Raw genomic sequence first — 22781 nt, 5'->3', positions numbered from 1 at the left:
GTGAGCTGCAGGGAACCCGCATGGCGGACAACACCGTAACCGACGTCAAGAAGCTGTCGTTCGAGCGCGCGATCGAGGAGCTGGAATCGATCGTGAAGCGGCTCGAGGACGGCAAGGTGCCGCTCGAGGAGTCGGTGGCGATCTATGAGCGCGGCGAAGCACTGAAGCGGCGCTGCGAGGAGCTGCTGCGCCAAGCGGAGGCTCGGGTCGAGAAGATCACGACCGACGCCAGCGGCCATGCGACGGGAACCGTGCCGCTCGACGTGCAATAGCGGCTTGCGGCCGAACGGCCCTCTCCGAGCAACAGTCCGGATTTATTTCGCTGCCGCCGGGCGCGAGTTGACGGGCAAAGCGCGCCTCTCAATCGTGCAATTCAGCCGCAGATCGGTGCAACTGCATCGAAGAGCTCGGCCGCGAGGTGCCCCTCGGCGAAGTCTCGGCCGCCGCGTTGGCCACTTGAGACCCAGAGGTGCGTCCTTCGTTTACCATGCGACACGATTTGAATCGGCAGTTCGCCCCTGATCCTGTGATCGTGCCGATCCAGGTCCGCGATCATCCGGCGCAATCATGACGACGTGCTTCGCTCGCAGCTCTTTCGCATCGACTTGACGGCCAACGAAAGGCCGCACGCCGACGACTTCTTCATGATCGTCTACGGACCAATCCCTTACGCGAACGCATGGCTCACGGCGCCGCGGCGTGCGCAATCACCGCATCGGCGGATTTTGCGCCGCGGGAAAAGGCCTGGACCGAGCCGGCTTCCCCGGTCTATTCCGGAGCGCCGGCTGCCGTCGATTTGAGCAGTTGAATGGAACCTCCGGCACGCCGCCGCGGTTGAGAGGTGGCGCAAGGGTACCGTTTGCGGGCTTGCCAACTCCCATCGGGTTGGCTTTAAGACGCACTTTGGTGTAAAGCTTCTCGCAACTGCGGGTTTTTGGAAGTGTTTATCCTCTCTGGAGAGAGGAAACTAAGCGCTTGCAGGAGCTAGCAAAACTGACTTGGCTGAACGACTTGGCGATCTTGGGCGACTAACGAGGACGGCAAGGCCACCAAGAGTGACTTACATCACATAGATCGATCCCAAACCCGGCTAGTCTCCGGACTGCGGCTTCGATCCGCGCGGATGTCACCTTCAAGACTTCAGGTTTCGCCGCCCGTTACGATGAACCTCTCAGATGTCGGCCCTTGAACCCGACCTGCAAAATTGGAATGTCACCGTGACCACATTTAGTAAGACGCCGCTTCTCGACACCATCAAGACTCCGGAAGATCTGCGCCGGCTGAAGGTCGAGCAGGTCCGGCAGGTCGCCGACGAATTGCGCCAGGAGACCATCGACGCGGTCTCGGTAACCGGCGGCCATTTCGGCGCGGGTCTCGGCGTGGTCGAGCTGACCACGGCCATCCACTATGTGTTCGACACGCCGCGCGACCGCCTGATCTGGGACGTCGGCCACCAAGCCTATCCGCACAAGATCCTGACCGGTCGCCGCGACCGTATCCGCACCTTGCGCACCGGCGGCGGCCTCTCCGGGTTCACCAAACGCGCCGAGAGCGACTACGATCCGTTCGGCGCCGCGCACTCGTCGACCTCGATTTCCGCCGGCCTCGGCATGGCGGTTGCGCGCGACCTGTCGGGCGGCAAGAACAACGTGATCGCCGTGATCGGCGACGGCGCGATGTCCGCCGGCATGGCCTATGAAGCCATGAACAATGCCGGCGCGATGAACTCGCGCCTGATCGTGATCCTCAACGACAACGACATGTCGATCGCGCCGCCGGTCGGGGCGATGTCGGCCTATCTGTCCCGCCTCTACTCGGGCAAGACCTACCGCACCCTGCGCGACGCCGCCAAGCAGCTCGGCCAGCATCTGCCCAAGGTGATCGCCAACCGCGCCAGCCGCGTCGAGGAATATTCCCGCGGCTTCATGATGGACGGCGGCACGCTGTTCGAGGAGCTCGGCTTCTACTACGTCGGCCCGATCGACGGCCACAACCTCGACCATCTGCTCCCCGTCCTGAAGAACGTCCGCGACATGGAGACCGGCCCGATCCTGGTCCACGTCGTGACCCAGAAGGGCAAGGGCTACTCGCCCGCGGAAGCGGCGGCCGACAAATATCACGCGGTGGCCAAGTTCGACATCGCCACCGGCACCCAGGCCAAGGCCAAGCCGAACGCGCCGGCCTATCAGAACGTGTTCGGCCAGAGCCTGGTCAAGGAAGCCGAGAAGGACGACAAGATCGTCGGCATCACCGCCGCGATGCCGTCCGGCACCGGCATCGACATCTTCGCCAAGGCGTTCCCGAAGCGCACCTTCGACGTCGGCATCGCCGAGCAGCATGCCGTGACCTTCGCCGCCGGCCTCGCAGCCGAAGGCTTCAAGCCGTTCTGCGCGATCTACTCGACCTTCCTGCAGCGCGGCTACGATCAGATCGTGCACGACGTCTGCATCCAGAGCCTCCCGGTCCGCTTCGCGATCGATCGCGCCGGCCTGGTCGGCGCCGACGGCGCGACCCATGCCGGCTCGTTCGACAACGCCTATCTCGGCTGCCTGCCGAACATGGTGATCATGGCGGCCTCCGACGAAGCCGAGCTGGTGCACATGGTGGCGACCCAGGTCGCGATCAACGACCGGCCGAGCTCGGTGCGCTATCCGCGCGGCGAAGGTCGCGGCGTGGAGATGCCGGAGGTTGGCGTGCCGCTGCCGATCGGCAAGGGCCGCATGATCCGCCAGGGCAAGCAGGTCGCCCTGCTCTCCTTCGGCACCCGGCTCGCCGAGTGCGAGAAGGCGGCCGACGAGCTCGCCGCACACGGCCTGTCCGCCTCGATCGCCGATGCGCGCTTCATGAAGCCGCTCGACGAAGAGCTGGTGCTGAAGCTCGCCCGCGAGCACGACATCCTGATCACGATCGAGGAAGGCTCTGTCGGTGGCTTCGGCTCGCACGTAATGCAGTATCTCTCCGATCAGGGCATGCTCGACGGCGGCCTGAAGATGCGCACCATGGTGCTGCCGGACGAGTTCCAGGACCACGACACGCCGGCGGCGATGTACGCCCGCGCCGGGCTGGACGCCAAGGGCATCGTCCGCAAGGTGTTCGAGGCGCTCGGCAAGGATTACACGACCGAGTCGGTCAAGCTCGCCTGAGGCGAGCTTGCGTCCCGCCGTGGTGGTGAGCCATGAATATCTATCTGGCAGGTCCCGACGTGTTCCTGCCGGATGCCATTGAAATCGGCCGGCGGAAAGTCGCGATCTGCGATCGCCATGGCTTGATCGGCCGCTACCCCCTCGACAACAGCGTTGACCTCGCCTCCTCCGACGCCTCGCGCCAGATCTTCCATGGCAACGAGGCGATGATGGACGACGCCGATGCCATCATCGCCAATCTCACGCCGTTCCGCGGGCCCGGCGCCGATGCCGGCACCGTCTACGAGCTCGGCTACATGGCGGGCCGCGGCAAGCTCTGCCTGGGCTATTGCAACGATCCCGCCGTCTATGCCGACTGCGCCCGCCGCTTCACGACGGTGACGGAGCAGGACGGCCGCCTGGTCGATGCCGAGGGCCTGACGGTCGAGGATTTCGGCCTGCCCGACAACCTGATGATGATCCACGCGCTCGACCTGTACGGTGCCCCGCTGGTCCTCCCGCGCGAGCGGTCGGGGGATGTGTGGCATGACCTGGCGGCGTTCGAGATCTGCGTGAAGCTGGCGGCGGAGCGGCTCCTCGGCAAGGCGCCGTAGGGTGGGCAAAGCGGCGCCATCAGGCGACGCGTGCCCACCGTGGATCCGCGCCCACAATCGAAATGGTGGGCACGGCGCGTCAATTGCGATACGAGCTTGCGGAGCGGCCGGTGCACGCGCCTTTGCCCACCCTACGAACTCACTGTATGAGGCGCGATCTCGCCTCACACCACTGTCGTCCCGGCCTAGTGCGCAATTGCGCACGCGGCGCCGGGACCCGACCACAGGACGTCATGTTGGGCAGACTCGTAGTTGCCATCTCCCTACAAACTAAGTCCTGTGGCTATGGGTCCCGGGTCGGCGCATCAACGCGCGATGCGCGCTGATGCTTGCCCGGGACGACACTGAATTTGGTGTGCGTGCTCAACAACTCATGACGACTGATCAAACTCATGCCCCCTGCCCGCAAGCGCGCTGATGTCCTGCTCGTCGAACGCGGCCTGTTCGAGAGCCGCGCGCGGGCGCAGGCGGCGATCGAGGCTGGGCTCGTGTTCGCAAACGACAAGCAAGTCGGCAAAGCCTCGGAGAGCATCCCAGTTGATTCCGTGCTGCAGGCGGAGCCGGCGCATCCCTGGGTGTCGCGTGGCGGAGTCAAGCTTGCGGCAGCACTGGAGCATTACGGCATCGAGGTCGAGGACCATGTCTGCCTCGACGTCGGCGCCTCCACCGGCGGCTTCACCGAGGTGCTGCTGGCCAATGGCGCGGCTGTCGTGTTCGCCGTCGATGTCGGCCGCGACCAATTGCATCCCTCGCTGCGCAATCATCCGAAGATCGTGTCGATGGAGCAGACCGACATCCGCAGCTATGACGGCAAGCGCCTGCCGCAGCGCCCCGACATCGTCGTGATCGACTGCAGCTTCATCTCGCTCAAGGCGGTGCTGCCGGTCGCATTGTCGCTCGCGGCCTCGCCGATGAGCCTGCTGGCGCTGATCAAGCCGCAATTCGAGGCGAAGGGCGCACACGGCAAGGGCGGCATCATCAAGGATGCAGCGGTGCACGCCGCCGTCTGCGACGACATCGCCACCTTCGCCGCCTCGCTCGGCTGCAGTGACATCGAGATCTTCCCATCATCGATCAAGGGCGGCGACGGCAACGCCGAGTTCTTCCTGGGAGCACGCCGTCATGGTTGAGCGTCTCGTCATCGACCACGTCGGCCATCGCGGCGACGGCGCCTCGCTGTCATCGGGCGAGGCGCTTTACGTGCCCTATACGCTCGCCGGCGAGACCGTCGAGGCGGCCGTCGTTCCCGGCCATCCCGATCGCCGCAAGCTGCTCGCGGTGGAAATTCCGAGCCCCGAGCGGATCGCGCCGTTCTGTCCGCATTTCGGCGTCTGCGGCGGCTGCGCCATCCAGCACTGGGCGCCCGAGCCCTATCAGCAGTGGAAGCGCAACATCATCGTCGAGACGCTGCGGACGGCCAAGGTCGATTGCGACGTGGCCGATCTGATCGATGCCCACGGCGCCGGCCGGCGCCGGGCCACCTTCCACGCCCGGATGGGCACGCACGAGGTTCTCCGCGTCGGATTCTCGGCAGCCAACAGCCACGACATCGTGCCAATCGACCGCTGTCCGATCCTCGACCCCGCGCTGGACGGTGCGCTGGAAGCCGCGTGGGCGCTGGCGGAGGCGCTGAAGCCGACCGGCAAGCCGCTCGACATCCAGGCGACCGCGACAAGCAACGGCCTCGACATCGACATCCGCGGCTCCGGCCCGCTGCCGCCGCCGCGCATCGCGGCCCTGTCCCGCCTCGCCGAACAGCACCGGCTGGCGCGGCTGACCCGCCATGGCGAGTTGGTGTTGATGCGCAATGCGCCCGCGGTCGCGATGGGTATGGCACAGGTGACGCTGCCGCCCGGCTCGTTCCTGCAGGCCACCGTGCAAGGCGAGGAGACGCTGGCACAATTGGTGCTGGAGCGGATCGGCAAAGCCAAGCACGTCGCCGACCTGTTCTGCGGCGTCGGCCCGTTCGCGCTCCGGCTCGCTACGCGGGTGCGCGTCACCGCCATGGACAATGATGCCGGCTCGGTCGCGGCGCTGCAGAAGGCGGCCGGTACGCCCGGCCTGAAGCCGATCAAGGCCGAAACGCGCGACCTGTTCCGCCGTCCCCTGATGCCGCCGGAATTGCGCGACATCGACGCTGTCGTATTCGACCCACCGCGCCAGGGCGCTCAGGCGCAGGCCAAGCAGCTCGCGGCCAGCAAGGTGCCGGTGATCGTCGCGGTGTCCTGCAACGTGACGACGTTCGCGCGCGATGTGCGCATGCTGATCGACGGCGGCTACAGGCTCGAGACCGTGGTGCCGGTCGACCAATTCCGCCACACGCCGCATGTGGAGCTGGTGGCACGGCTGGTGCGGTGAGCTGATCTCGATGCCTGCACGTCATCGCGAGCGAAGCGGCGAAGCAACGCAGGCATTCTTCTTGGCCCTGGATCCTTCGCTACGCTCGCGATGACGAGGACATGTCTACCTGACCACGCTGACCTTCACCGGCGCGACGCCGGAGTTGACCATGCCGAGCGCCTGCGCGGCTGAGTAGGACACGTCGACCACCCGCCCCTGCACGAACGGTCCGCGATCATTGACGCGCACCACCACGGAGCGGCCGGTCTTGACGTTGGTGACCTGCAGCCGCGTGCCGAACGGCAGGCTGCGATGCGCGGCCGTCAGCTCGGAGGGATTGAAGCGCTCGCCGCTCGCGGTCTTCTGGCCTTCCGAATAGTAGCTGGCGAGACCGGACGCTCCGGAGTGCGCCGGCGGCGGGCTGAGCTCGGCCCGCCGGACGCGCACCACTGACTCCGGCGCCGTCTCCGCACGCTGCACCTGCGGCCGGAATTCGGCTCCGGCTTGCTTCGTCGGCGCCGCCCAGCGCGCCTGCCGGACCGCCGATGATTGCGCGCAGGCTGCGAGCGAAGCCGCCGCCGCACACACCAGCGCTGCCCTGAGAAGTTGGCAAGCGAGCCCTGCACGCGGACCTTGGATGACTGACGAGCGCCTGACGCGCTGCGCGGGATGGGCTGTCCGGTCGATGATACGCATGTTCTGTGCGCCTCCGCCTCAACCCGCTCATGGTCGCGGCCCAATCGCGGCGGCACGGTGGCAAAGGGAAACTTGCGAGAGGTACAACCCCTGGTTTTTGGGAGATTGTGGCTTAATGGCAACAGATCAGCCTGAACGGCGGCCCTGTGGAGTTTTTCCACGCAAGAACTTCATACTGTCATCCTGGGAGAACACGTGAATGCCTGACCCGCTGCTGACTCGCATCGTTGGCGAACTTGCCGATGTCCCGGGACTGCGCGCCATCGCGCTCGGTGGATCACGTGCGCGCGGCACCGCGCAGGCGGGCTCGGACTACGACGTCGGGCTCTACATCGCATCCAGGCACGACCTCGACACCGACGCGCTGCGCGAAGCAGTGCGGCGGCTCGTCGACGCCCCGCAAACGGTCGAACTGACGGCGGTCGGCGGCTGGGGACAGTGGGTCGTCGGCGGCGGCTGGCTCAGAATCGACGGGCACAAGGTCGACCTGCTCTATCGCGAGATCGATGCGGTCGGCGGCGTGATCGACGACTGCCGGAAAGGGCGGATCGAGATGCACTACCAGCCAGGCCATCCGCATGGCTTCGTCTCGGCGATCTGGATGGGCGAGGTCGCGCTCTGCCGCCCGCTGCACGATCCCGCGCAACTGCTGGCGAGACTGAAGTCGCGCTGCACGCCCTATCCGCGCCGCCTGCGCGACGCGATTATTGCGCGCTTCCAGTGGGAGATCGCATTCAGCATCGATAATGCCGAGTTGGCTGTCGGGCGTGGCGACCATACCCACGTCGCGGGCTGCGCCTATCGCGCCCTCGCCTGCCTTGCGCAGGTGCTGTTTGCGGTCAACGGGCGCTACCTGATCAACGAGAAGGGGGCGCTCAAGGAGGCCGCGACGTTTGGACTGGCGCTCGGCGGTCTCGCGGCGCGCGTGGAGCTCATCTGGCAATCGATCGGCAATGGCGAATTCGGTGCGGCGCTCCGCAGCCTGCGGGAGGTCGAGGCCGAATTGAAACAGGCGTTGGTCCATGCTGCGACGGCCGGCTGAGATCGCGGCGCCTTACCAATCAAGCCTCCCCGCGCGCTCGTCTGCTCGGCAGCCCGGGCCTGCTGGTCACCGCCCCCAGCGGTCCTGCCAGATCTTCTCGCCGATCGTGCAGGACACGCGCGGCTCCTTGTCGGCATCGTCGGCGACCGGCACGATGCGCGGCGGCGGTGTACGTCCGGCGACCTCCATCAGCAGCTTGGTGCGGATGGCTTCCTTGAATTCGTCGCGGCTCTTGATCGTCACCACGAACGAGCCGTGGCCGCCGGTCACGCAATCCTTGTAGTAGAGATCGAGATTCTCGATATCCATGGTCGAGTAGGACGGCTCCTTGACCATGATCGGCAGGCCGTTGATCGTGATGCCCTTGTCGACGGCCTCATCGCGCGCGATCGTCACCGGCGAAGGACCATTGTTGTTGGGCCCGTCGCCGGAGATATCGATGACGCGGCGCAGCCCGCGATAGGGGTTCTCATCGAACAGCGGCATGGCGAAGTAGATCGCGCCCGAGATCGAGGTGCGCGACGCGCGGCGGATCGGCGTCTTCATGATCTCGGCGGCCACGGCGTCGGCACTTTCCGGTCCGTCGATCAGGCGCCATGGAATGATGATCTTCTGGTCGCTCGAAGCCGCCCATTCGAAATAGGTCACGGCGATGCGGCCGTGCACGCCGCTCTTCAGTGCCTGCAGGAACTCGCGCGAGCTGAGCGCCTGGGCGTAGCCTTCGCGCTGGATCGCCAGCTCGTCCAGATCCATCGAGTAGGACACATCGACGGCGAGGATCAGTTCGACGTCGACGGACGCTTCCTTCTCGCTCAGTTGCTGAGCCGGCTGGGCCCTCGGCGCTGCCACGACGGTGGCGACGTCGCCGCCGGCCAAGGCGCCTGCCAGACACGCCACCCCGATCGAGATCCACCAGCGCATGAGCTGCCCTCCAATCGCGTCTGACGATGGTGACATGCAATCCGCAGAGCGCAAAGCGGGAACGCACACATCCATTCACATTCCGGTTAGTCCCCGGGGTTTGCCCGGATGTCAGGCAGCTGCGTGCGCCCATCGCGCAAGGCATGCAGCCCGTGGTTTCCCGGAGCAGCCGAAGCCTGTATCGTGGCCCGACTGCCGCATCAGGAACACAGGCGCGCCCTTAGAATGAACGATGCCGTCACCAAGCCCAAGACGAAGGTACGCACCAAGACCGAGCGTCCGCGGCTCTACAAGGTGATCCTCGTCAACGACGATTTCACCCCGCGCGATTTTGTGGTGATGATCCTGAAGGCGGAATTCCGCATGACCGAGGACCAGGCCTACAAGGTCATGATCACGGCGCATAAGCTCGGCGTCTGCGTGGTGGCCGTGTTCACCAAGGACGTTGCCGAGACCAAGGCGACCCGCGCGACCGATGCCGGCCGCGCCAAGGGATACCCGCTGCTGTTCACTACCGAGCCGGAGACCTGAGCCGGCGGCGAACTAATTCCCTTCCTCACGCAGCCCATACACACGTTGTGCGGTCGCGAGGCCAGCGATCGGAAATTCACCGAGATCGGTCCAGAGATCGGTCAGCGGCTCGGGACAGGCGCCGGCAAAGGCCTCGGACGCGACCACCGTCCGCTGCAGCCGCGCGGCCATCTTCTCCAACCGTGCGGCGAGATTGACGGCCGGGCCGATGCAGGTGAAGTCGAGCCGGTTGCCGCCGCCGATATTGCCATAGAGCAACCGTCCGACATGCAGGGCGACGCCGAAGCGAAAGCGCTCGATCCGGCCGCCAACCGCATATTCCAGCGCATCGACACTGGCGCGCGAGGTCCGCGCCGCCGAGAGCACGCGCCCGCAGACCGCGCTCGGATCACCGTCCTGCTCGGGAATCGGAAACACCGCGAGCAGACCGTCGCCCATGAACTTCAACACTTCGCCGCCCTGCTCCCGGATCGCGGCGACCTGGCAGTCGAAGTAGTTGTTGAGGATCTCGACCACGTCTTCGGCCGGCAGCCGGTCCGACAACGGCGTGAAGCCGCGCAGGTCCGACAGCCAGATCGCCGCATCCATCGTATCGGTATGGCCGCGGCGGATCTGGCCGCCGAGAATGCGCTCGCCGGCGCTGTTGCCGACATAGGTGTCCAGCAGCATCGAGGCAGTCCGGCGCAGCGTGACGATCTCGGTGTAGCGTGCCAGGGCCGGCATCAGCGACCGGATTGCGTTCACGTGCTGCTCGCTGAAGCCACGGGGATCCCTCGTGGTCCAGCTCGAGGCATGGATCGCCCGATCGACGAAGGTCAAGGGCAGCGCGAGATAGTCGGTCGCCCCCTCGGCGCGCACATCCATCAGGATCGGAAAGCGCTCGGCCTCCGAGCCGCGAGGATCAGCCCTGAATTCCGCCCCGCTCTCGAACACGAGCGCGAGCGGGCTGCTCCTGTAAATCGGGCGGCTCTCAAAGCCGAAATCAACGGTGGAGGTCTCGACCTCCGCTCCCGGCCGCCAGATGAAGCTGCGGCCCGCAATGTCCGGATGCAGGGTGCGGACGAACACGCCGACGCGCCACAACGGCACACCGAGCCCGACCAGCCGCTCGCAGCATTCGGACATCATCTGGCCCGGCGTCGCTGCGGAACGCGCACCGTCGACCAGCCAGTCCTTGATCTCCCGCAGCTTGGACGTGTCCATGGGCCTACATTAGGCGAGCGGCGTGACGACGGCAAACTGTCGAGGCGAGCCCATCCCTACCCGACCTGACCGCGATGGCACAGCAAATGGTCGGCGAGGACGCAGGCCATCATCGCCTCGCCCATGGGCATCTCGCCTGGCGCAGCTTCAGGATCGAGGAGGTCGACTTGACCGCGAAGCGCATCACGGGCCGACCGTTTCGCTCGGCTCGTGCACAGACCATGCGCTGGCGATCAGCCAGGAGATGAACTCCAGATACGTGGTCCGGTCCATGGCGCGAGGTCAGGCCAAGAGCGGCGAGCCCGATAGCTCATGCGGACATCGGGGCCGCGCTCAGCGTGCTGACAATTTTAGTCATTGGCGAGAACGGGCATTCAGCTCCACGCAGTATCATGGCGGCATGAAAGAGAGCCTCCGCAGCGCGCCATCCACCATCGTTCCTCAGACCTCCTTCGGACCGCTCCGGCTGCTGCCCGCATTGCCATGGCTGATCCTTGCTGCGGCGATGCGGGTGATCGCCTTCGCTGGCGGCCCCGCCAGCCTGCCCGCCCTGATCGTTGCAGCGGTCGCGGTGCTGCACGCCTTCATCGTCACGGCGCAGCGTTGCATCGAGGCAAGCGGCGGGACCAGCGGCCTGGGCGACCTGACCTTGGGCGAGCAGTTGAGGCTCTCATTGGCGGTGCTGTGGCGGATCGCGTTGCTCATGGTCATCGCCACGCTGGCGCTGGCGTTCACGCCCTATGCAGCGCGGAGCCATCACCTGATGGCCGGGCTGGATGGCATGGCCTTCGACCAGTTAACTCATCTCGGCCGGTTCTGGAGCGCATTCATCGCAGCCCTGGTGCTGCTGATGATCCTTCAAGCCGAGCGGAACAACGGCCGGACTGCGTTCTTCCCGGCACTCGGTGAGTTCGCCCGGCGCGTTCTATGGCTCGGCACCGCCGTGCTGGTGCTGGGCCTGGTCAACATCGGACTGGGCCACGGTCAGAATGCCGTGCGCAGCATGATCTGGACGTTCGGACAGACCGACGCCACCCAGTTCGCCAAGAACCTGATCTTCTTCGTCTTCATCTTCTCGTTCGCGATGCTGCGACTCTGGGTGACGCTCTCGATCGTCACCTTCGGACTGAAGGCATCGTATGTATACGGCGAGAGCGACTAGCTAGCCCACCTGACCGCGATGGCGCAGCAGGTGATCGGCCAACACGCAGGCCATCATCGCCTCGCCGACCGGAACCGCGCGGATGCCGACGCACGGGTCGTGCCGGCCCTTGGTCAGGATCTCGGTCTCCTGGCCTGAGCGGTCGACGGTCTGGCGCGGGGTGAGGATCGACGAGGTCGGCTTGACCGCGAAGCGCAGCACGATCGGCTGTCCAGTCGCGATGCCGCCGAGAATGCCGCCGGCATTGTTGGAGAGAAAGCGCGTGCCGTCATTGGCCGAGCGCATCTCGTCGGCATTCTCCTCGCCGGTCAGCTCGGCGGCGCCGAAGCCGGCGCCGATCTCGACGCCCTTCACGGCATTGATGCTCATCATCGCCGCGGCGAGTTCGGCATCGAGCTTGCCGTAGAGCGGCGCGCCAAGTCCCGCCGGCACGCCCTCGGCGACGATCTCGAGCACGGCGCCGATCGACGAGCCGGATTTCCTGATGCCGTCGAGATAGTCCTCGAAGAACGCCGCCTTGTCCTTGTCGGGGCAGAAGAAGGGATTGCGCGCGACCTCGTCCCAGTCCCAGTTGCCGCGGTCGATCTTGTGCGGGCCCATCTGCACCAGCGCGCCGCGCACCTTCACGTCCGGCAGGACCTTGCGCGCGACGGCGCCGGCCGCAACGCGCGTCGCGGTCTCGCGCGCCGAGGAGCGGCCGCCGCCGCGATAGTCGCGCAGGCCATATTTGGCCTCGTAGGTGAAGTCGGCGTGACCCGGACGAAACTTGTCCTTGATCTCGGAATAGTCCTTGGAGCGCTGGTCGGTGTTCTCGATCAGGAGCGCAATCGGCGTGCCCGTGGTGACCTGCGCTCCCGTGTCGGGATCGGCCATCACGCCGGACAGGATCTTCACCTGGTCCGGCTCCTGGCGCTGGGTGGTGAAGCGCGACTGGCCGGGACGGCGGCGGTCGAGATCACGCTGGATCTCCTCGGCCGTCAGCGGAATGCGTGGCGGACAGCCGTCGACGACGCAGCCGATGGCGACGCCATGGCTCTCGCCGAAGGTGGTGACGCGGAACATGTGGCCGAAGGTGTTGAAGGACATGATCTGATCACCCAATCGGAAAAACCGTCATTCCGGGATGGTCCGAAGGACCAGACCCGGACTCTCGAGATTCCGGGTTCGCCTCTGCGAGGCGCCCCGGAATGACGGGGATAACTAACTGTACTTCTCGAACCCGTTCTCGCCGAACACATAGACCGCGCCCTGCTGGATCGGCAGGTCGACGGCGCCGTGCGGCGTCTCGAAGCCCAAGGCGACCATCAGCGCCCGCGCCGTGCCGCCATGGGCGACCGCCACGATATCGCCAGACAGCCCATCGTACCAGTCGCGCACGCGGCGCTCGACGTCGGCATAGGTCTCGCCGCCCTCGGGCGCCAGCGACCATTTGTCGGTCAGACGCCTGGCATAGAAGGCGGGATCTGCCGCCTGCATTTCCGGCAGCGTCGCCCCTTCCCATTTGCCGTAGCCGATCTCGCGCAGCCGGGCATCGAGCGCATAGCCCTCGGCCGGCAGCCTCAGGGTCTCACGCACCAGCTCCATGGTCGCGCGGGCGCGGCTGAGCGGACTCGCGACGTAAGGCAGGCCCGCCGCATCATGGCCGTTGCGCGCAACAATCTCGGCCAGGATGTTGCCGGCCTGGACCGCCTGCACCTGCCCGAGCGCGTTCAGCGGAATGTCCTGCGTGCCTTGCAGCCGGCCGAGCGCATTCCATTCCGTCTCGCCGTGGCGGATGTAGTAGATCGTGGGCCGTGGCATCGCGCGTTGACGTTATTCCTTGAACGCTATTCTTTGGCGCCGACGGAATTGCTGAGCGAGATGTCGGGCGCCTCGGGCCGCTTCATGCCGACGACGTGATAGCCGGAATCGACGTGATGCACCTCGCCGGTGACGCCGCGCGACAGGTCGGACAAGAGATACAGCGCGCTGTCGCCGACCTCGTCGATGGTCACGGTCCGACGCAGCGGCGCATTGTACTCGTTCCACTTCAGGATATAGCGGAAGTCGCCAATGCCCGAGGCGGCCAGCGTCTTGATCGGTCCTGCCGAGATCGCGTTGACGCGGATGTTCTTCTCGCCGAGATCGGCGGCGAGATAGCGCACGCTGGCCTCCAGCGCGGCCTTGGCGACGCCCATCACGTTGTAGTGCGGCATCCATTTCTCGGCGCCGTAATAGGTCAGCGTGATGATCGAGCCGCCGTCGGTCATCAGCTTCTCGGCGCGCTGCGAGATCGCGGTCAGCGAGTAGCAGCTGATCAGCATGCTCTTGGAGAAATTGTCCTGCGTGGTCTCGATGTAGCGCCCGTCGAGCTGGTCCTTGTCGGAGAAGGCGATGGCGTGGACGACGAAATCGATCTTGCCCCACTTCTCCTTGAGCACGTCGAATACCGCATCGATGGTGGCGGGATCGGTGACGTCGCAATGGCCGAGCACGAGGCCGCCGAGCTCGGCCGCCAGCGGCTCGACCCGCTTCTTCAGCGCGTCGCCCTGGTAGGTCAGCGCGATCTCCGCGCCGGCCGCACGCGCCGCCTTGGCAATGCCCCAGGCGATCGAGCGGTTGTTGGCCACGCCGAGAACGACCCCGCGCTTGCCCTGCATCAAACCTGAAATCTGCGCCATGCGGCTTCCCATCGAACTGATTATTAAGGACTGGACGTACACCACCGGTCTGGCCCGGTACAGCCCCATTCCGCCCGCTCTGTGGCAAACTCCCCGCAGGGCTTGCGGCCCGGAATAGGCGCGTCATCGCGGTGTTATGATCTTTGCAAGGCACAGGCTGCGGCCTGCGCCCGTGTCATCGCAGCGAACAGCCGCAGGGCATTCCATGAACGCGTTCCGCCAGAGCGTCGAGGCCATGATTCCGGCACTGCGCCGTTATGCCCGGGCGCTGGCGCGCGACATGGACGCGGCCGACGAGCTGGTCCAGGACACGCTGGTGCGGGCACTGCGCTCGGAACGGCTGTTTCTGGGCGGCGACATCAGGAGCTGGCTGTACACGATCCTGACCAATCTGAACAAGAACCGCCGGCGTTCACTGGCGCGGCGGCCCCACTTCATGCCGCTTCGGGACGACAATCCCGACGCCAGCGGCACCGAGGCCGAGGGCCGGGACATCGAGCGCGCACTGGCGACCCTGGTGGAGGAGCAGCGCGCAGCACTTCTCCTCGTCGTGCTCGAAGGCATGAGCTACCGCGAGGTCGCCGACATCCAGGGTGTCCCGATCGGCACCGTGATGTCCCGCCTCGCCCGCGCTCGCGCCCATGTCCGTGCCGTGCTCGAGGGCGAGCGGCCGGCGCTGCGGAGGGTGAAATGACCACTGCACAAAAGCCGCCCTGCCATGTTCGCCTGCTCAAGCCTGCAGCGACCGCGCATCGCCGCAGCCGCTCGATTGCCATGAGATCCCGATGATGACCGACCCGACCATTCCCGTCACCGAAGACGAGCTGCACGCCTATGTCGACAACGAGCTGCCGGCCGAGCGCCGCAGCGACGTCGAGCGCTGGCTGGCCGAGCATCCGGCGGACGCCGAGCGGGTGCAATCCTGGCGCAGCATGGCCGAGGCGCTTCACGCCCGCTACGATTCGATCGTCAACGAGCCGGTGCCGCCGCGGCTCGACCTCGACGGTCTGGACCGCCGGCCGCGGCGCTGGGTCATCGGTGCGATGGCGGCAAGCGTGGCGGCCTTCGCGGTCGGCGGCGCGGTCGGCTGGGTCGCGCGTGGCGCCGCGTCCTCGCCGTCGCCGCTGCAGGCCCTCGCCGGCGAGGCGCTCGATGCGCACCGGCTCTACGTCGTGGAGGTGCGCCATCCGGTCGAGGTCCCCGGCGACGAGAAGGCCCATCTGCAGCAATGGCTGACGCGGCGCTGTGGTCGCACCGTGCAGGCGCCGGAGCTGGAAACCACAGGACTGAAGCTCGTCGGTGGCCGGCTGCTGCCGGGACCGGCCGGCCCGGCCTCCTTCCTGATGTATGAGAGCACCTCCGGCGAGCGCTTCACGGTGTATGCGACCAAGGTCGGGATCGAGGCGGCCGAGATGCGCTATACGGCGCAGGGCACCACCGCTGCGCTGTCCTGGGCGGAGCGCGGCGTCAGCTACGTCGTCAGCGGCAGCAGCGACCGGACGCGTCTCACCCAGGTTGCGCGCCTTGTTTATGATCAGTCCGAACGGACGGGCGGCTAGCGGCGAGACGCCGGAGATCTTGGCCCCCACGAGTACCGTCACAATTCCCGATACGATCTGAAGGGCTTGCTCGCAGGCTGCAGGAGATGAGCGAGGGGAAGCGGTGCCTGCGTCCTCCCGCGCAGGGGGACACGCCAAAGCCGGCGCCGCAATTCGGTCACCGGAAATCTGGAATCCGGCCACCGGCACGTCTCAATATAGCGCCAAATGTTCACGAAAAAATGAGGAGTGTTCGATCCGCCGATCGACACGGAAGCGGCCTCGATTGGGGTTTTGTACCGCGCTGGTCCCCCTTTCGAGGCCGCACTTTTTTCTCAGCTTTCCAGCTCGCACTTCAACTTCTAGCCGATATACCTGCGAAATGCAACCTCAGGAGAGGTTGCTGCGCGGATTGTAGGTATGGCGATCGCGCCACTTGGTCATCAGCGCCTCGAGCTCGGCGTCGTTGCCGTCGGGCAGCACGATCCGGGTGGTGACGAACAGATCGCCGGCCGAGCCATCGCTCTTGGGCAAGCCCTTGCCCTTGAGCCGGAAGGTCCGGCCGCTGGACGTGTTCTTCGGGATCGATAGCTCGACCGCGCTGCCGAGCGTCGGCGCCCTCACCTTGGCGCCCAGGACCGCCTCGTAAAGCGTGATCGGCAGATCGAGCCTGAGGTCGCTGCCCTCGACCTTGAAGAACGGATGCGGCGCGATCTGGATGGTGATCAGGAGATCACCCGGCCGGTGTCCGGGCGCGCTCTCGCCCTGCCCCTTCAGCCTAATCTGCTGGCCGGCGGTGACGCCGGCGGGGACCTTGACGTTGAGCTCCTTGCCCGACGGCAGCCGCACGCGCTTCTCGCCGCCCTTGACGGACTCCTCGAGCGAGACCGACATCGCAACCTTCAGATCGAGGTCGAGGCCGACACCGCCGGCGTCGAACTCGAACGGGCTGCCCCCGCCGCGCGCGCCGCGCTGGGCGCCGCCGAACATGCTGTTCAGAATGTCCTCGAAACCGCCGCCGCCGAAGCCGCCGCCCGGCCCGCCGCCACTGCGGAAGGTATAGTTCTCGAAGCCGCCCCCTGGACCGCCGCGCCCGGCGCCGCCACCAGGAAAGCCCTGGAAGCGCGGCTTGCCGTCAGCATCGATCTCGCCGCGATCGAACTGCTTGCGCTTCTCCTCGTCGCCCAGGATCTCGTTGGCAGAACTGATCTCGGCAAACCTTGCCGATGCCTTCGGATCATCCTTGTTGCTGTCGGGATGGTGCTTCTTGGCGAGCTTGCGATAGGCGCTCTTGATGGCCGCAGCGCTGGCGCTTCGCGGCACCCCCAAGACCTCATAGGGGTCGCGCATCCGTCACGTCTCCTTACAGAAAGTCAGATACTAACCTATGGGCTCCCCGCCCGCTTTGCATTTCATCTGGGGAGTCCGTTGTATTTTTGCAACGGGTTTCAGACGATCCCAGCTAGCTTTGCTGCCAGGGCTTGAGCGTCTGGATGTCCCAGCGCCCCCGCTCGATCCGGCACGCCGACCCCTGCAGCCAGCGCTCGGTCTTGCCGTTGACGTAGCTCGCCAGGAAATCCCGGCAGGTACGGCCGTTGTCCGCGGTGTAGGACTTGGCGATCGGCGTCACCGAGCCGCGGGCGCCGGTCTGCGGATTCTGCCAGGGCTGGCTGGAATCCTTGGTCCCCTTGGTCAGCACGTCCGACGCAGCGTTGCGGGCAAAAGCGAGATCGGCTTCGGTCGGCTCGCGCTCGGGCGGCGGGCTGATCGCGCCGGTGACCTCCGCATCGTCCATCTTGGCAAAGGCCGTTTCAGGGTGCGACAGGCTGCAGCCGCTGCCGGACAAGCCGACTAGAATGAGTGTCAAAGCGGTGCCGGCATGACCGATCGCGGATAGGCCAAGCCGGACCGATGCCCTATATAGGGCCGGACCAGAATGGACTTGCACGCGCCTGGCCGCGGGTGAACGCAAAACTCGGACTCCCCATACACATGACCGACCCCACGAGCATCAAACACCAGACAACCTTAACATCCGGTACATCGGCCGATTTTACCCAGGCCGGCGAGCCGTTTGCGCTGTTTGCGGCGTGGTTTGCCGAAGCCGGCAAGAGCGAGCCCAACGATCCAAATGCGATGGCGCTGGCAACGGTCGACGACAGTGGGTTGCCTGACGTGCGCATGGTGCTGATGAAGGGCTATGACGCGGACGGCTTCGTCTTCTACAGCCACAAGGCCAGCCAGAAGGGCCGCGAGCTCGCCGCCAATCCGAAGGCCGCGCTGCTGTTTCACTGGAAGTCGCTGCGCCGCCAGGTCCGCATCCGCGGCCTCGTGACGCCGGTGACCGACGAAGAGGCCGACGCCTATTTCGCGACCCGGCCGAAGCAGGCGCAGCTCGGCGCCTGGGCCAGCAAGCAGTCGCAGCCGCTGGAAAGCCGCTTCGCGTTCGAGCAGGCGATCGCCAAGGTCGCCGCGCAATACATCATCGGCGACGTGCCGCGCCCGCCAGGATGGAGCGGCTGGCGCATCACGCCCGTCAGCATGGAGTTCTGGCACGACCGGCCATTCCGCCTGCACGACCGCATCGAATTCCGGCGCGAGGCTTCGGGCCAGCCCTGGACCAAAGTGCGGATGTATCCGTAGGGGGATCGCCGCGCGCGCTTGCGCCCGGCCTCTAGGCGTCCGACGCGCCAACGAAACGCCATCGCGCGCGTGAATCAGGCGCCGAACACACAACCATTGTGGTAAGTTGATCCGTCCGGGATCGTGAAAGACGCAATTCATGCCGACCTCTTCCAACCAGCCACGGCGCACGATGCTGCTGACCGGCGCCAGCCGCGGCATCGGCCATGCCACCGTGATCCGCTTCTCCTCTGCCGGCTGGCGCGTCCTCACCTGCTCACGGCACCCCTTTCCCGAAGAATGCCCGTGGGGCGCCGGCCCCGAGGACCATGTCCAGGTCGACCTGTCCGATCCCGAGGACACCGTGCGCGCGATCGCCGAGATCAAACAGCGGATCGACGGCGGCGAGCTGCACGCGCTGGTCAACAACGCCGCGATCTCGCCGAAGGGCGCCGGCGGCGCCCGGCTCGGCACCGTCGACACCGACCTCGACACCTGGAATCACGTCTTCCGCGTCAACTTCTTTGCGCCGATCATGATGGCGCGCGGCCTGATCAAGGAGCTGAAGGCGGCCAAGGGCTCCGTCGTCAACGTCACCTCGATCGCGGGCTCGCGCGTGCATCCCTTCGCGGGCGCGGCCTACGCGACCTCCAAGGCGGCGCTGGCCGCCCTGACCCGCGAGATGGCGTCGGATTTCGGCCGGGTCGGCGTCCGCGTCAACTCGATCGCCCCCGGCGAGATCGACACCTCGATCCTGTCGCCGGGCACCGAGAAGATCGTCCAGGAGCAGATCCCGATGCAGCGCCTCGGCACCCCCGACGAGGTTGCCAAGATCATCTATGTGCTGTGCTCGGAGACCAGCTCCTACGTGAACGGCGCCGAGATCCACATCAACGGCGGCCAGCACGTCTGAGGCAATCGACGCAGAGACGCTTGCCCGTCTTCGATTTGGTTCATAGCGGCGATTTGGTTCATAGCGGCTTGCCACGTTCGGCAAGTTCCGGATGACCGGACGAAGGCGCGATTAACGCCATCTCCGAAGATCGCTACGGAACCTACCGACCACCACAAACAAGACAGCGCTCCCGGAGGGAACGCTGTTCATGGGATGGGATCGGCGCACCGAATTTCCGATCATTGGCAGCGCGGGCGACATTGCCTGAATACCGCCCGGTCGAGAACGGTCGTTCAGCCTTCGCACACCAAACCGCGCAAAATCTGCGCGGCGCGCCAGCGCAGGCGGTCGGACTCGACGTTGAGAGCGCTGGAGCAATCATCATCGCGCTCGTCGTCCTCGAGTTCGGCGCCGCAGTAGCGGCAGGTACGCGGCGACAACGCCACGACAATGTCGGCGCGGCTGCGCTGATAGCTGGCAAGATCGATCACGTTGTTCGATGCCATTATGCGTTTCTCAACCATTGCCGCCGCCTCTTGGATAAGGCGCGATGAACGCGCCCTCGAGCTCTGCCTTGCATGCCACGCGCCGAGGCGCTCGTTGTTTGTCATGCTGGTGCAGATTTATCGCAGAGAAGTTTCGATCAAACGTTCAGCGTTCCCGTCAAATTTTACCTGAGGAATTGGGGCGGCTTTGCAGCGGCATTGCAGCCGGCCTAACAAGTATTTCCTATTATGTGTTGCATCTCACCGCTTGTGTCACCTTAAGTGCATAGCGACGGACGGCATGACGATCGATCAATGACATGTCTATGCCGCTGCTAACAACAGGGCGCGAATGAGGCATCGCCTGGAATGACGGCACAATGCCGCAGGCCTCGCGCAGATTCGTCCCTCTCGCGTAGAGCCTGGATTTTCAGGCCCGCGGCACTACAGCCACTTCTTCAATTTGAAGATGTAGTACGGCACGATCGCACAGATCAGCATCAGCACCAGCGCCATCGGATAGCCGTGCACCCATTCGAGCTCCGGCATCATCTTGAAGTTCATGCCGTAGATCGATGCGATCAAGGTTGGCGGCATCAGCACCACCGCCATCACCGAGAACAGCTTGATGATGTTGTTCTGCTCGAGGTTGACGACGCCTAACATCGCATCCAGCACGAAGGTGATCTTGCTCGCGAGGTAGGACGCGTGGTCGGTCAGCGAAGCGACGTCGCGCTGCATGGTCTTGAGCTGCTCACGCATGTCCTTCGACCACTTCACGCCTTCGACCACCGCAGACAGGAAGGTGACGAGGCGGCCGATCGACACCAGGCTCTCACGTACCTTCGAGGTCAGGTCGCCCTTGCGGCCGATCGCGATCAGGATCTGCGAATATTGCTTGGCATGGCCGTGACGCTCATTGTTAGGCTCGAAGATCTCGTGGCTGACCTGGTCGATATCAGCCCCGACCTTCTCGAGAATGTCGGCGCAGCGGTCGATTACCGCATCGAGCAACTCCATCAGCACCATCTCGCCGGTGATCCCGGGCGCACAGTTGCGGGCGAGCTTGGCCTCCACCACGGCGAAGGGGCGCGGCTGGTCGTAGCGCACCGTCACGAGACGGTGGCCAGCCAGGATGAAGGTGACGGCCGTGGTCCTGGGCATATCGGAATCCGAGTGACACATCAGCGTGGCCGTCATGTAACGGGCCCCGTTCTCGATGTAGAGACGGCTGGAGATCTCGATCTCCTGCATGTCCTCGCGGGTCGGCACCGCAATCCCGGCCAGCTTTTCGACGGCCCGATCCTCGGCATTGCTCGGGTTGACCAGGTCGACCCACACCGCATTCTCGGGCAGAGCCGCGGGATCGGTGACCGCCACCTTCTTCAGCGCGGCTTCCGACGGGACGAACACCGAGAACATGGACAAACTCCGAATCGCGAAACGTGAATTTCGGGGACTTAGCGGTGGGATGCTGCTGCCTTGTGACGCAGCTTGCGGGCCCGGTCCATGGACTTTTCAGGCCCATGCTCCGCGGCCTCTCGCGCAGCGCCCAGGGGGGCATGACCGTGCCATTCGGAGCACAGCTGTGGATGACTGCCCGCAACTTTGCGGCAAAAAAGCAACAATCGCGGCGCTGCAGCGTGACCTGTGCGTGTAGCGGCTGGAATTGAGAACGATTTTGACGATAATGGGACATGTGGAATCGCGCTGCAGTGGCGCGGCCGTGTCATTGCAACGTCAGCTGTCGATTGGAATTGGTGACATGTCGCTGAAGGTGAAACTCGGACTCCTGGCCGCCGGCCTGATGCTGTCGGGCTGCATGCAGGCCACGACGTACGAGGCGACCAACACCCAGGCCTTCAAGCCGAAGGACAAGGAGCTTCTCGCGAAGATCCGCTACACCAACACGCCGGTGGCCGAGCCCTATCGGCGCGCGATCGTCGACTATCACCGCAAGGAAGCCCCGGGCTCCATCGTGGTCGATTCCGACAGCCACTACCTCTATTACGTGCTCGATGGCGGCAAGGCGATTCGCTACGGCATCACCGTCGGCGAAGAGGCGATGGCGTGGTCGGGCATCGCCAAGGTCGGGGCCATGACCGAATGGCCGGCCTGGCATCCGACCAAGAGCGAGATCGAGCGCCTGGGCGTCCCGACCTACGTTGCGGCCGGTCCGGACAATCCGATGGGCTCGCGCGCGATGTATCTCTATGCCAACGGCAAGGACACGCTGTTCCGCATCCACGGCACCAACCAGCCGGAATATATCGGTGCTTCGATCTCCTCGGGCTGCATCCGCCTGACCAACGAGGATGCGATCGATCTCTATAACCGGGTGAAGGTCGGCACCATCGTCGTGGTGCTGGATCCGAAGAAGGGTGATTCGCCCTACAAGCCGCAGATGGCGCTGCAGGGCGGCGGCACCTACGCCGCGATGCAGTAAGCATCGCCTGCGGCGGACGAAATTCAAAAGCCGAGAAACGCGTTTAGCATCCTTCTTTGAGAGCGCCGGGCAACCGGCGCTCTTTTGTTTTGGGCGCTAGAGCGCGATGCCTCTTGGTTGAATCGACTTAACCGCAGGCTCGCTTCACCTCTCCCGCTTGCGGGGGAGGTCGGCGCGAAGCGCCGGGTGGGGGCTCTCTCCGCTCGGGCAGCCTCAATCGCGGCAACACCCCCACCCCAGCCCTCCCCCGCAAGCGGGAGAGGGAGCGCACCTTCGTTCGCAGCTAGCAACCAGACCTCATCTCATCACGCGCTAGAACAATCCACGGAACGGATCCCAGCTTCGGCGACTGTGATGGCGCTTCCGCGACGCCGGCTTCGAGGGCAAGGCTCGCTCCCCATTCTGGCTCGTCTGCGCGCGCTGGTCGCGCCCGGCTGCATCGCGGGTTTTGTCCGACACTGCGGATGGACCGCCTGCCGGCGGCTTGGCGGTCGAGGATCGCGC

The 22781-nt window shown here is 65.4% G+C and carries 23 protein-coding genes; 13 read left to right on the top strand and 10 right to left on the bottom strand.

Translation table 11 applies throughout. The annotated features are described in order from the left end of the window. Positions 1 to 20 precede the first annotated feature (20 nt). The 5 genes from QX051_RS12100 to QX051_RS12080 all read left to right on the top strand — a co-directional run bounded on the left by QX051_RS12100 (position 21) and on the right by QX051_RS12080 (position 6094). The gene (locus QX051_RS12100) at positions 21 to 272 is read left to right on the top strand and encodes an exodeoxyribonuclease VII small subunit (protein WP_315740877.1); all 252 of its coding nucleotides are present in this window, start codon (positions 21 to 23) and stop codon (positions 270 to 272) included. Positions 273 to 1217: 945 nt separating this feature from the next. Beyond that, entirely contained in the window at positions 1218 to 3143 is a 1926-nt protein-coding gene (dxs, locus tag QX051_RS12095) for a 1-deoxy-D-xylulose-5-phosphate synthase (RefSeq protein WP_315776234.1), read from the top strand. Between the two features lie 32 nt (positions 3144 to 3175). Beyond that, positions 3176 to 3736, top strand: a complete 561-nt coding sequence (locus tag QX051_RS12090; protein WP_315776233.1) for a nucleoside 2-deoxyribosyltransferase — start codon at positions 3176 to 3178, stop codon at positions 3734 to 3736. Between the two features lie 392 nt (positions 3737 to 4128). Beyond that, positions 4129 to 4866: a TlyA family RNA methyltransferase gene (locus QX051_RS12085; protein WP_315776232.1), complete on the top strand. Its 738-nt coding sequence runs from the start codon at positions 4129 to 4131 to the stop codon at positions 4864 to 4866. Beyond that, positions 4859 to 6094 carry a class I SAM-dependent RNA methyltransferase gene (locus QX051_RS12080; RefSeq protein ID WP_315776231.1) on the top strand — a complete coding sequence of 412 codons (1236 nt, stop codon included), beginning with the start codon at positions 4859 to 4861 and terminating at the stop codon, positions 6092 to 6094. Before QX051_RS12085 ends, QX051_RS12080 begins: the two co-directional genes overlap by 8 nt. Positions 6095 to 6199: 105 nt before the next feature. On the opposite strand, the gene QX051_RS12075 is transcribed toward QX051_RS12080, so the two are convergent. Then, positions 6200 to 6772 (bottom strand): septal ring lytic transglycosylase RlpA family protein, encoded by a 573-nt coding sequence (locus tag QX051_RS12075; RefSeq protein ID WP_315740882.1) that lies wholly within the window; start codon positions 6770 to 6772, stop codon positions 6200 to 6202. Positions 6773 to 6971: 199 nt separating this feature from the next. Here QX051_RS12075 and QX051_RS12070 point away from each other — a divergent pair, with 199 nt between their 5' ends. After that, entirely contained in the window at positions 6972 to 7814 is an 843-nt protein-coding gene (locus QX051_RS12070; RefSeq protein WP_315776230.1) for a nucleotidyltransferase domain-containing protein, read from the top strand. A gap of 66 nt (positions 7815 to 7880) precedes the next feature. On the opposite strand, the gene QX051_RS12065 is transcribed toward QX051_RS12070, so the two are convergent. Then, complete coding sequence (locus tag QX051_RS12065; protein ID WP_315772915.1) at positions 7881 to 8735, bottom strand: DUF1194 domain-containing protein; 855 nt, start codon at positions 8733 to 8735, stop codon at positions 7881 to 7883. Positions 8736 to 8960: 225 nt separating this feature from the next. On the opposite strand from QX051_RS12065, the gene clpS reads away from it, so the two are divergent. Then, positions 8961 to 9266, top strand: coding sequence for an ATP-dependent Clp protease adapter ClpS (clpS, locus tag QX051_RS12060; protein ID WP_035654766.1), 306 nt, complete (start codon positions 8961 to 8963; stop codon positions 9264 to 9266). A 12-nt stretch (positions 9267 to 9278) separates the two neighbouring features. Here the strand turns inward: clpS and QX051_RS12055 are convergent, their stop codons facing one another. Beyond that, a complete protein-coding gene (locus tag QX051_RS12055; protein WP_315776229.1) occupies positions 9279 to 10469 on the bottom strand; it encodes an adenylate/guanylate cyclase domain-containing protein in 1191 nt (396 codons plus the stop codon). Positions 10470 to 10869: 400 nt separating this feature from the next. On the opposite strand from QX051_RS12055, the gene QX051_RS12045 reads away from it, so the two are divergent. Next, entirely contained in the window at positions 10870 to 11631 is a 762-nt protein-coding gene (locus QX051_RS12045; RefSeq protein WP_315776228.1) for a hypothetical protein, read from the top strand. Here the strand turns inward: QX051_RS12045 and aroC are convergent, their stop codons facing one another. The 3 genes from aroC to fabI all read right to left on the bottom strand — a co-directional run bounded on the left by aroC (position 11632) and on the right by fabI (position 14291). Then, positions 11632 to 12717, bottom strand: coding sequence for a chorismate synthase (aroC, locus tag QX051_RS12040; RefSeq protein WP_315740888.1), 1086 nt, complete (start codon positions 12715 to 12717; stop codon positions 11632 to 11634). Between the two features lie 114 nt (positions 12718 to 12831). Next, positions 12832 to 13431: a histidine phosphatase family protein gene (locus tag QX051_RS12035; RefSeq protein WP_315758041.1), complete on the bottom strand. Its 600-nt coding sequence runs from the start codon at positions 13429 to 13431 to the stop codon at positions 12832 to 12834. Between the two features lie 26 nt (positions 13432 to 13457). After that, a complete protein-coding gene (gene fabI, locus QX051_RS12030) occupies positions 13458 to 14291 on the bottom strand; it encodes an enoyl-ACP reductase FabI (RefSeq protein WP_315776227.1) in 834 nt (277 codons plus the stop codon). 205 nt (positions 14292 to 14496) lie between these two features. Here fabI and QX051_RS12025 point away from each other — a divergent pair, with 205 nt between their 5' ends. Next, positions 14497 to 14985, top strand: a complete 489-nt coding sequence (locus QX051_RS12025) for a sigma-70 family RNA polymerase sigma factor (protein ID WP_315740891.1) — start codon at positions 14497 to 14499, stop codon at positions 14983 to 14985. A gap of 91 nt (positions 14986 to 15076) precedes the next feature. Then, entirely contained in the window at positions 15077 to 15850 is a 774-nt protein-coding gene (locus tag QX051_RS12020; protein ID WP_315740892.1) for an anti-sigma factor, read from the top strand. A gap of 369 nt (positions 15851 to 16219) precedes the next feature. Here the strand turns inward: QX051_RS12020 and QX051_RS12015 are convergent, their stop codons facing one another. After that, entirely contained in the window at positions 16220 to 17179 is a 960-nt protein-coding gene (locus QX051_RS12015) for a DnaJ C-terminal domain-containing protein (RefSeq protein ID WP_315772904.1), read from the bottom strand. A gap of 112 nt (positions 17180 to 17291) precedes the next feature. Next, positions 17292 to 17696, bottom strand: a complete 405-nt coding sequence (locus QX051_RS12010) for an RT0821/Lpp0805 family surface protein (RefSeq protein WP_315776226.1) — start codon at positions 17694 to 17696, stop codon at positions 17292 to 17294. Positions 17697 to 17821: 125 nt separating this feature from the next. Between QX051_RS12010 and pdxH the strand changes: the two genes are divergently transcribed. Next, positions 17822 to 18472 (top strand): pyridoxamine 5'-phosphate oxidase, encoded by a 651-nt coding sequence (gene pdxH, locus QX051_RS12005; RefSeq protein ID WP_315740895.1) that lies wholly within the window; start codon positions 17822 to 17824, stop codon positions 18470 to 18472. Positions 18473 to 18611: 139 nt separating this feature from the next. Then, entirely contained in the window at positions 18612 to 19364 is a 753-nt protein-coding gene (locus tag QX051_RS12000) for an SDR family oxidoreductase (protein ID WP_315776225.1), read from the top strand. 275 nt (positions 19365 to 19639) lie between these two features. Here the strand turns inward: QX051_RS12000 and QX051_RS11995 are convergent, their stop codons facing one another. Then, positions 19640 to 19852, bottom strand: a complete 213-nt coding sequence (locus QX051_RS11995) for a hypothetical protein (RefSeq protein ID WP_409998085.1) — start codon at positions 19850 to 19852, stop codon at positions 19640 to 19642. A 423-nt stretch (positions 19853 to 20275) separates the two neighbouring features. Continuing rightward, the gene (locus tag QX051_RS11990; RefSeq protein WP_315740897.1) at positions 20276 to 21253 is read right to left on the bottom strand and encodes a magnesium transporter CorA family protein; all 978 of its coding nucleotides are present in this window, start codon (positions 21251 to 21253) and stop codon (positions 20276 to 20278) included. Between the two features lie 343 nt (positions 21254 to 21596). Here QX051_RS11990 and QX051_RS11985 point away from each other — a divergent pair, with 343 nt between their 5' ends. Further along, positions 21597 to 22277, top strand: coding sequence for a L,D-transpeptidase (locus tag QX051_RS11985; protein ID WP_315758048.1), 681 nt, complete (start codon positions 21597 to 21599; stop codon positions 22275 to 22277). Positions 22278 to 22781: the final 504 nt, after the last annotated feature.

The sequence above is a fragment of the Bradyrhizobium sp. SZCCHNR1053 genome, from assembly GCF_032381235.1.
Lineage (GTDB): Bacteria > Pseudomonadota > Alphaproteobacteria > Rhizobiales > Xanthobacteraceae > Bradyrhizobium.
The sequence above is the reverse complement of the archived record's forward strand: the minus strand, read 5'-3'. Positions and strand labels throughout refer to the sequence as shown.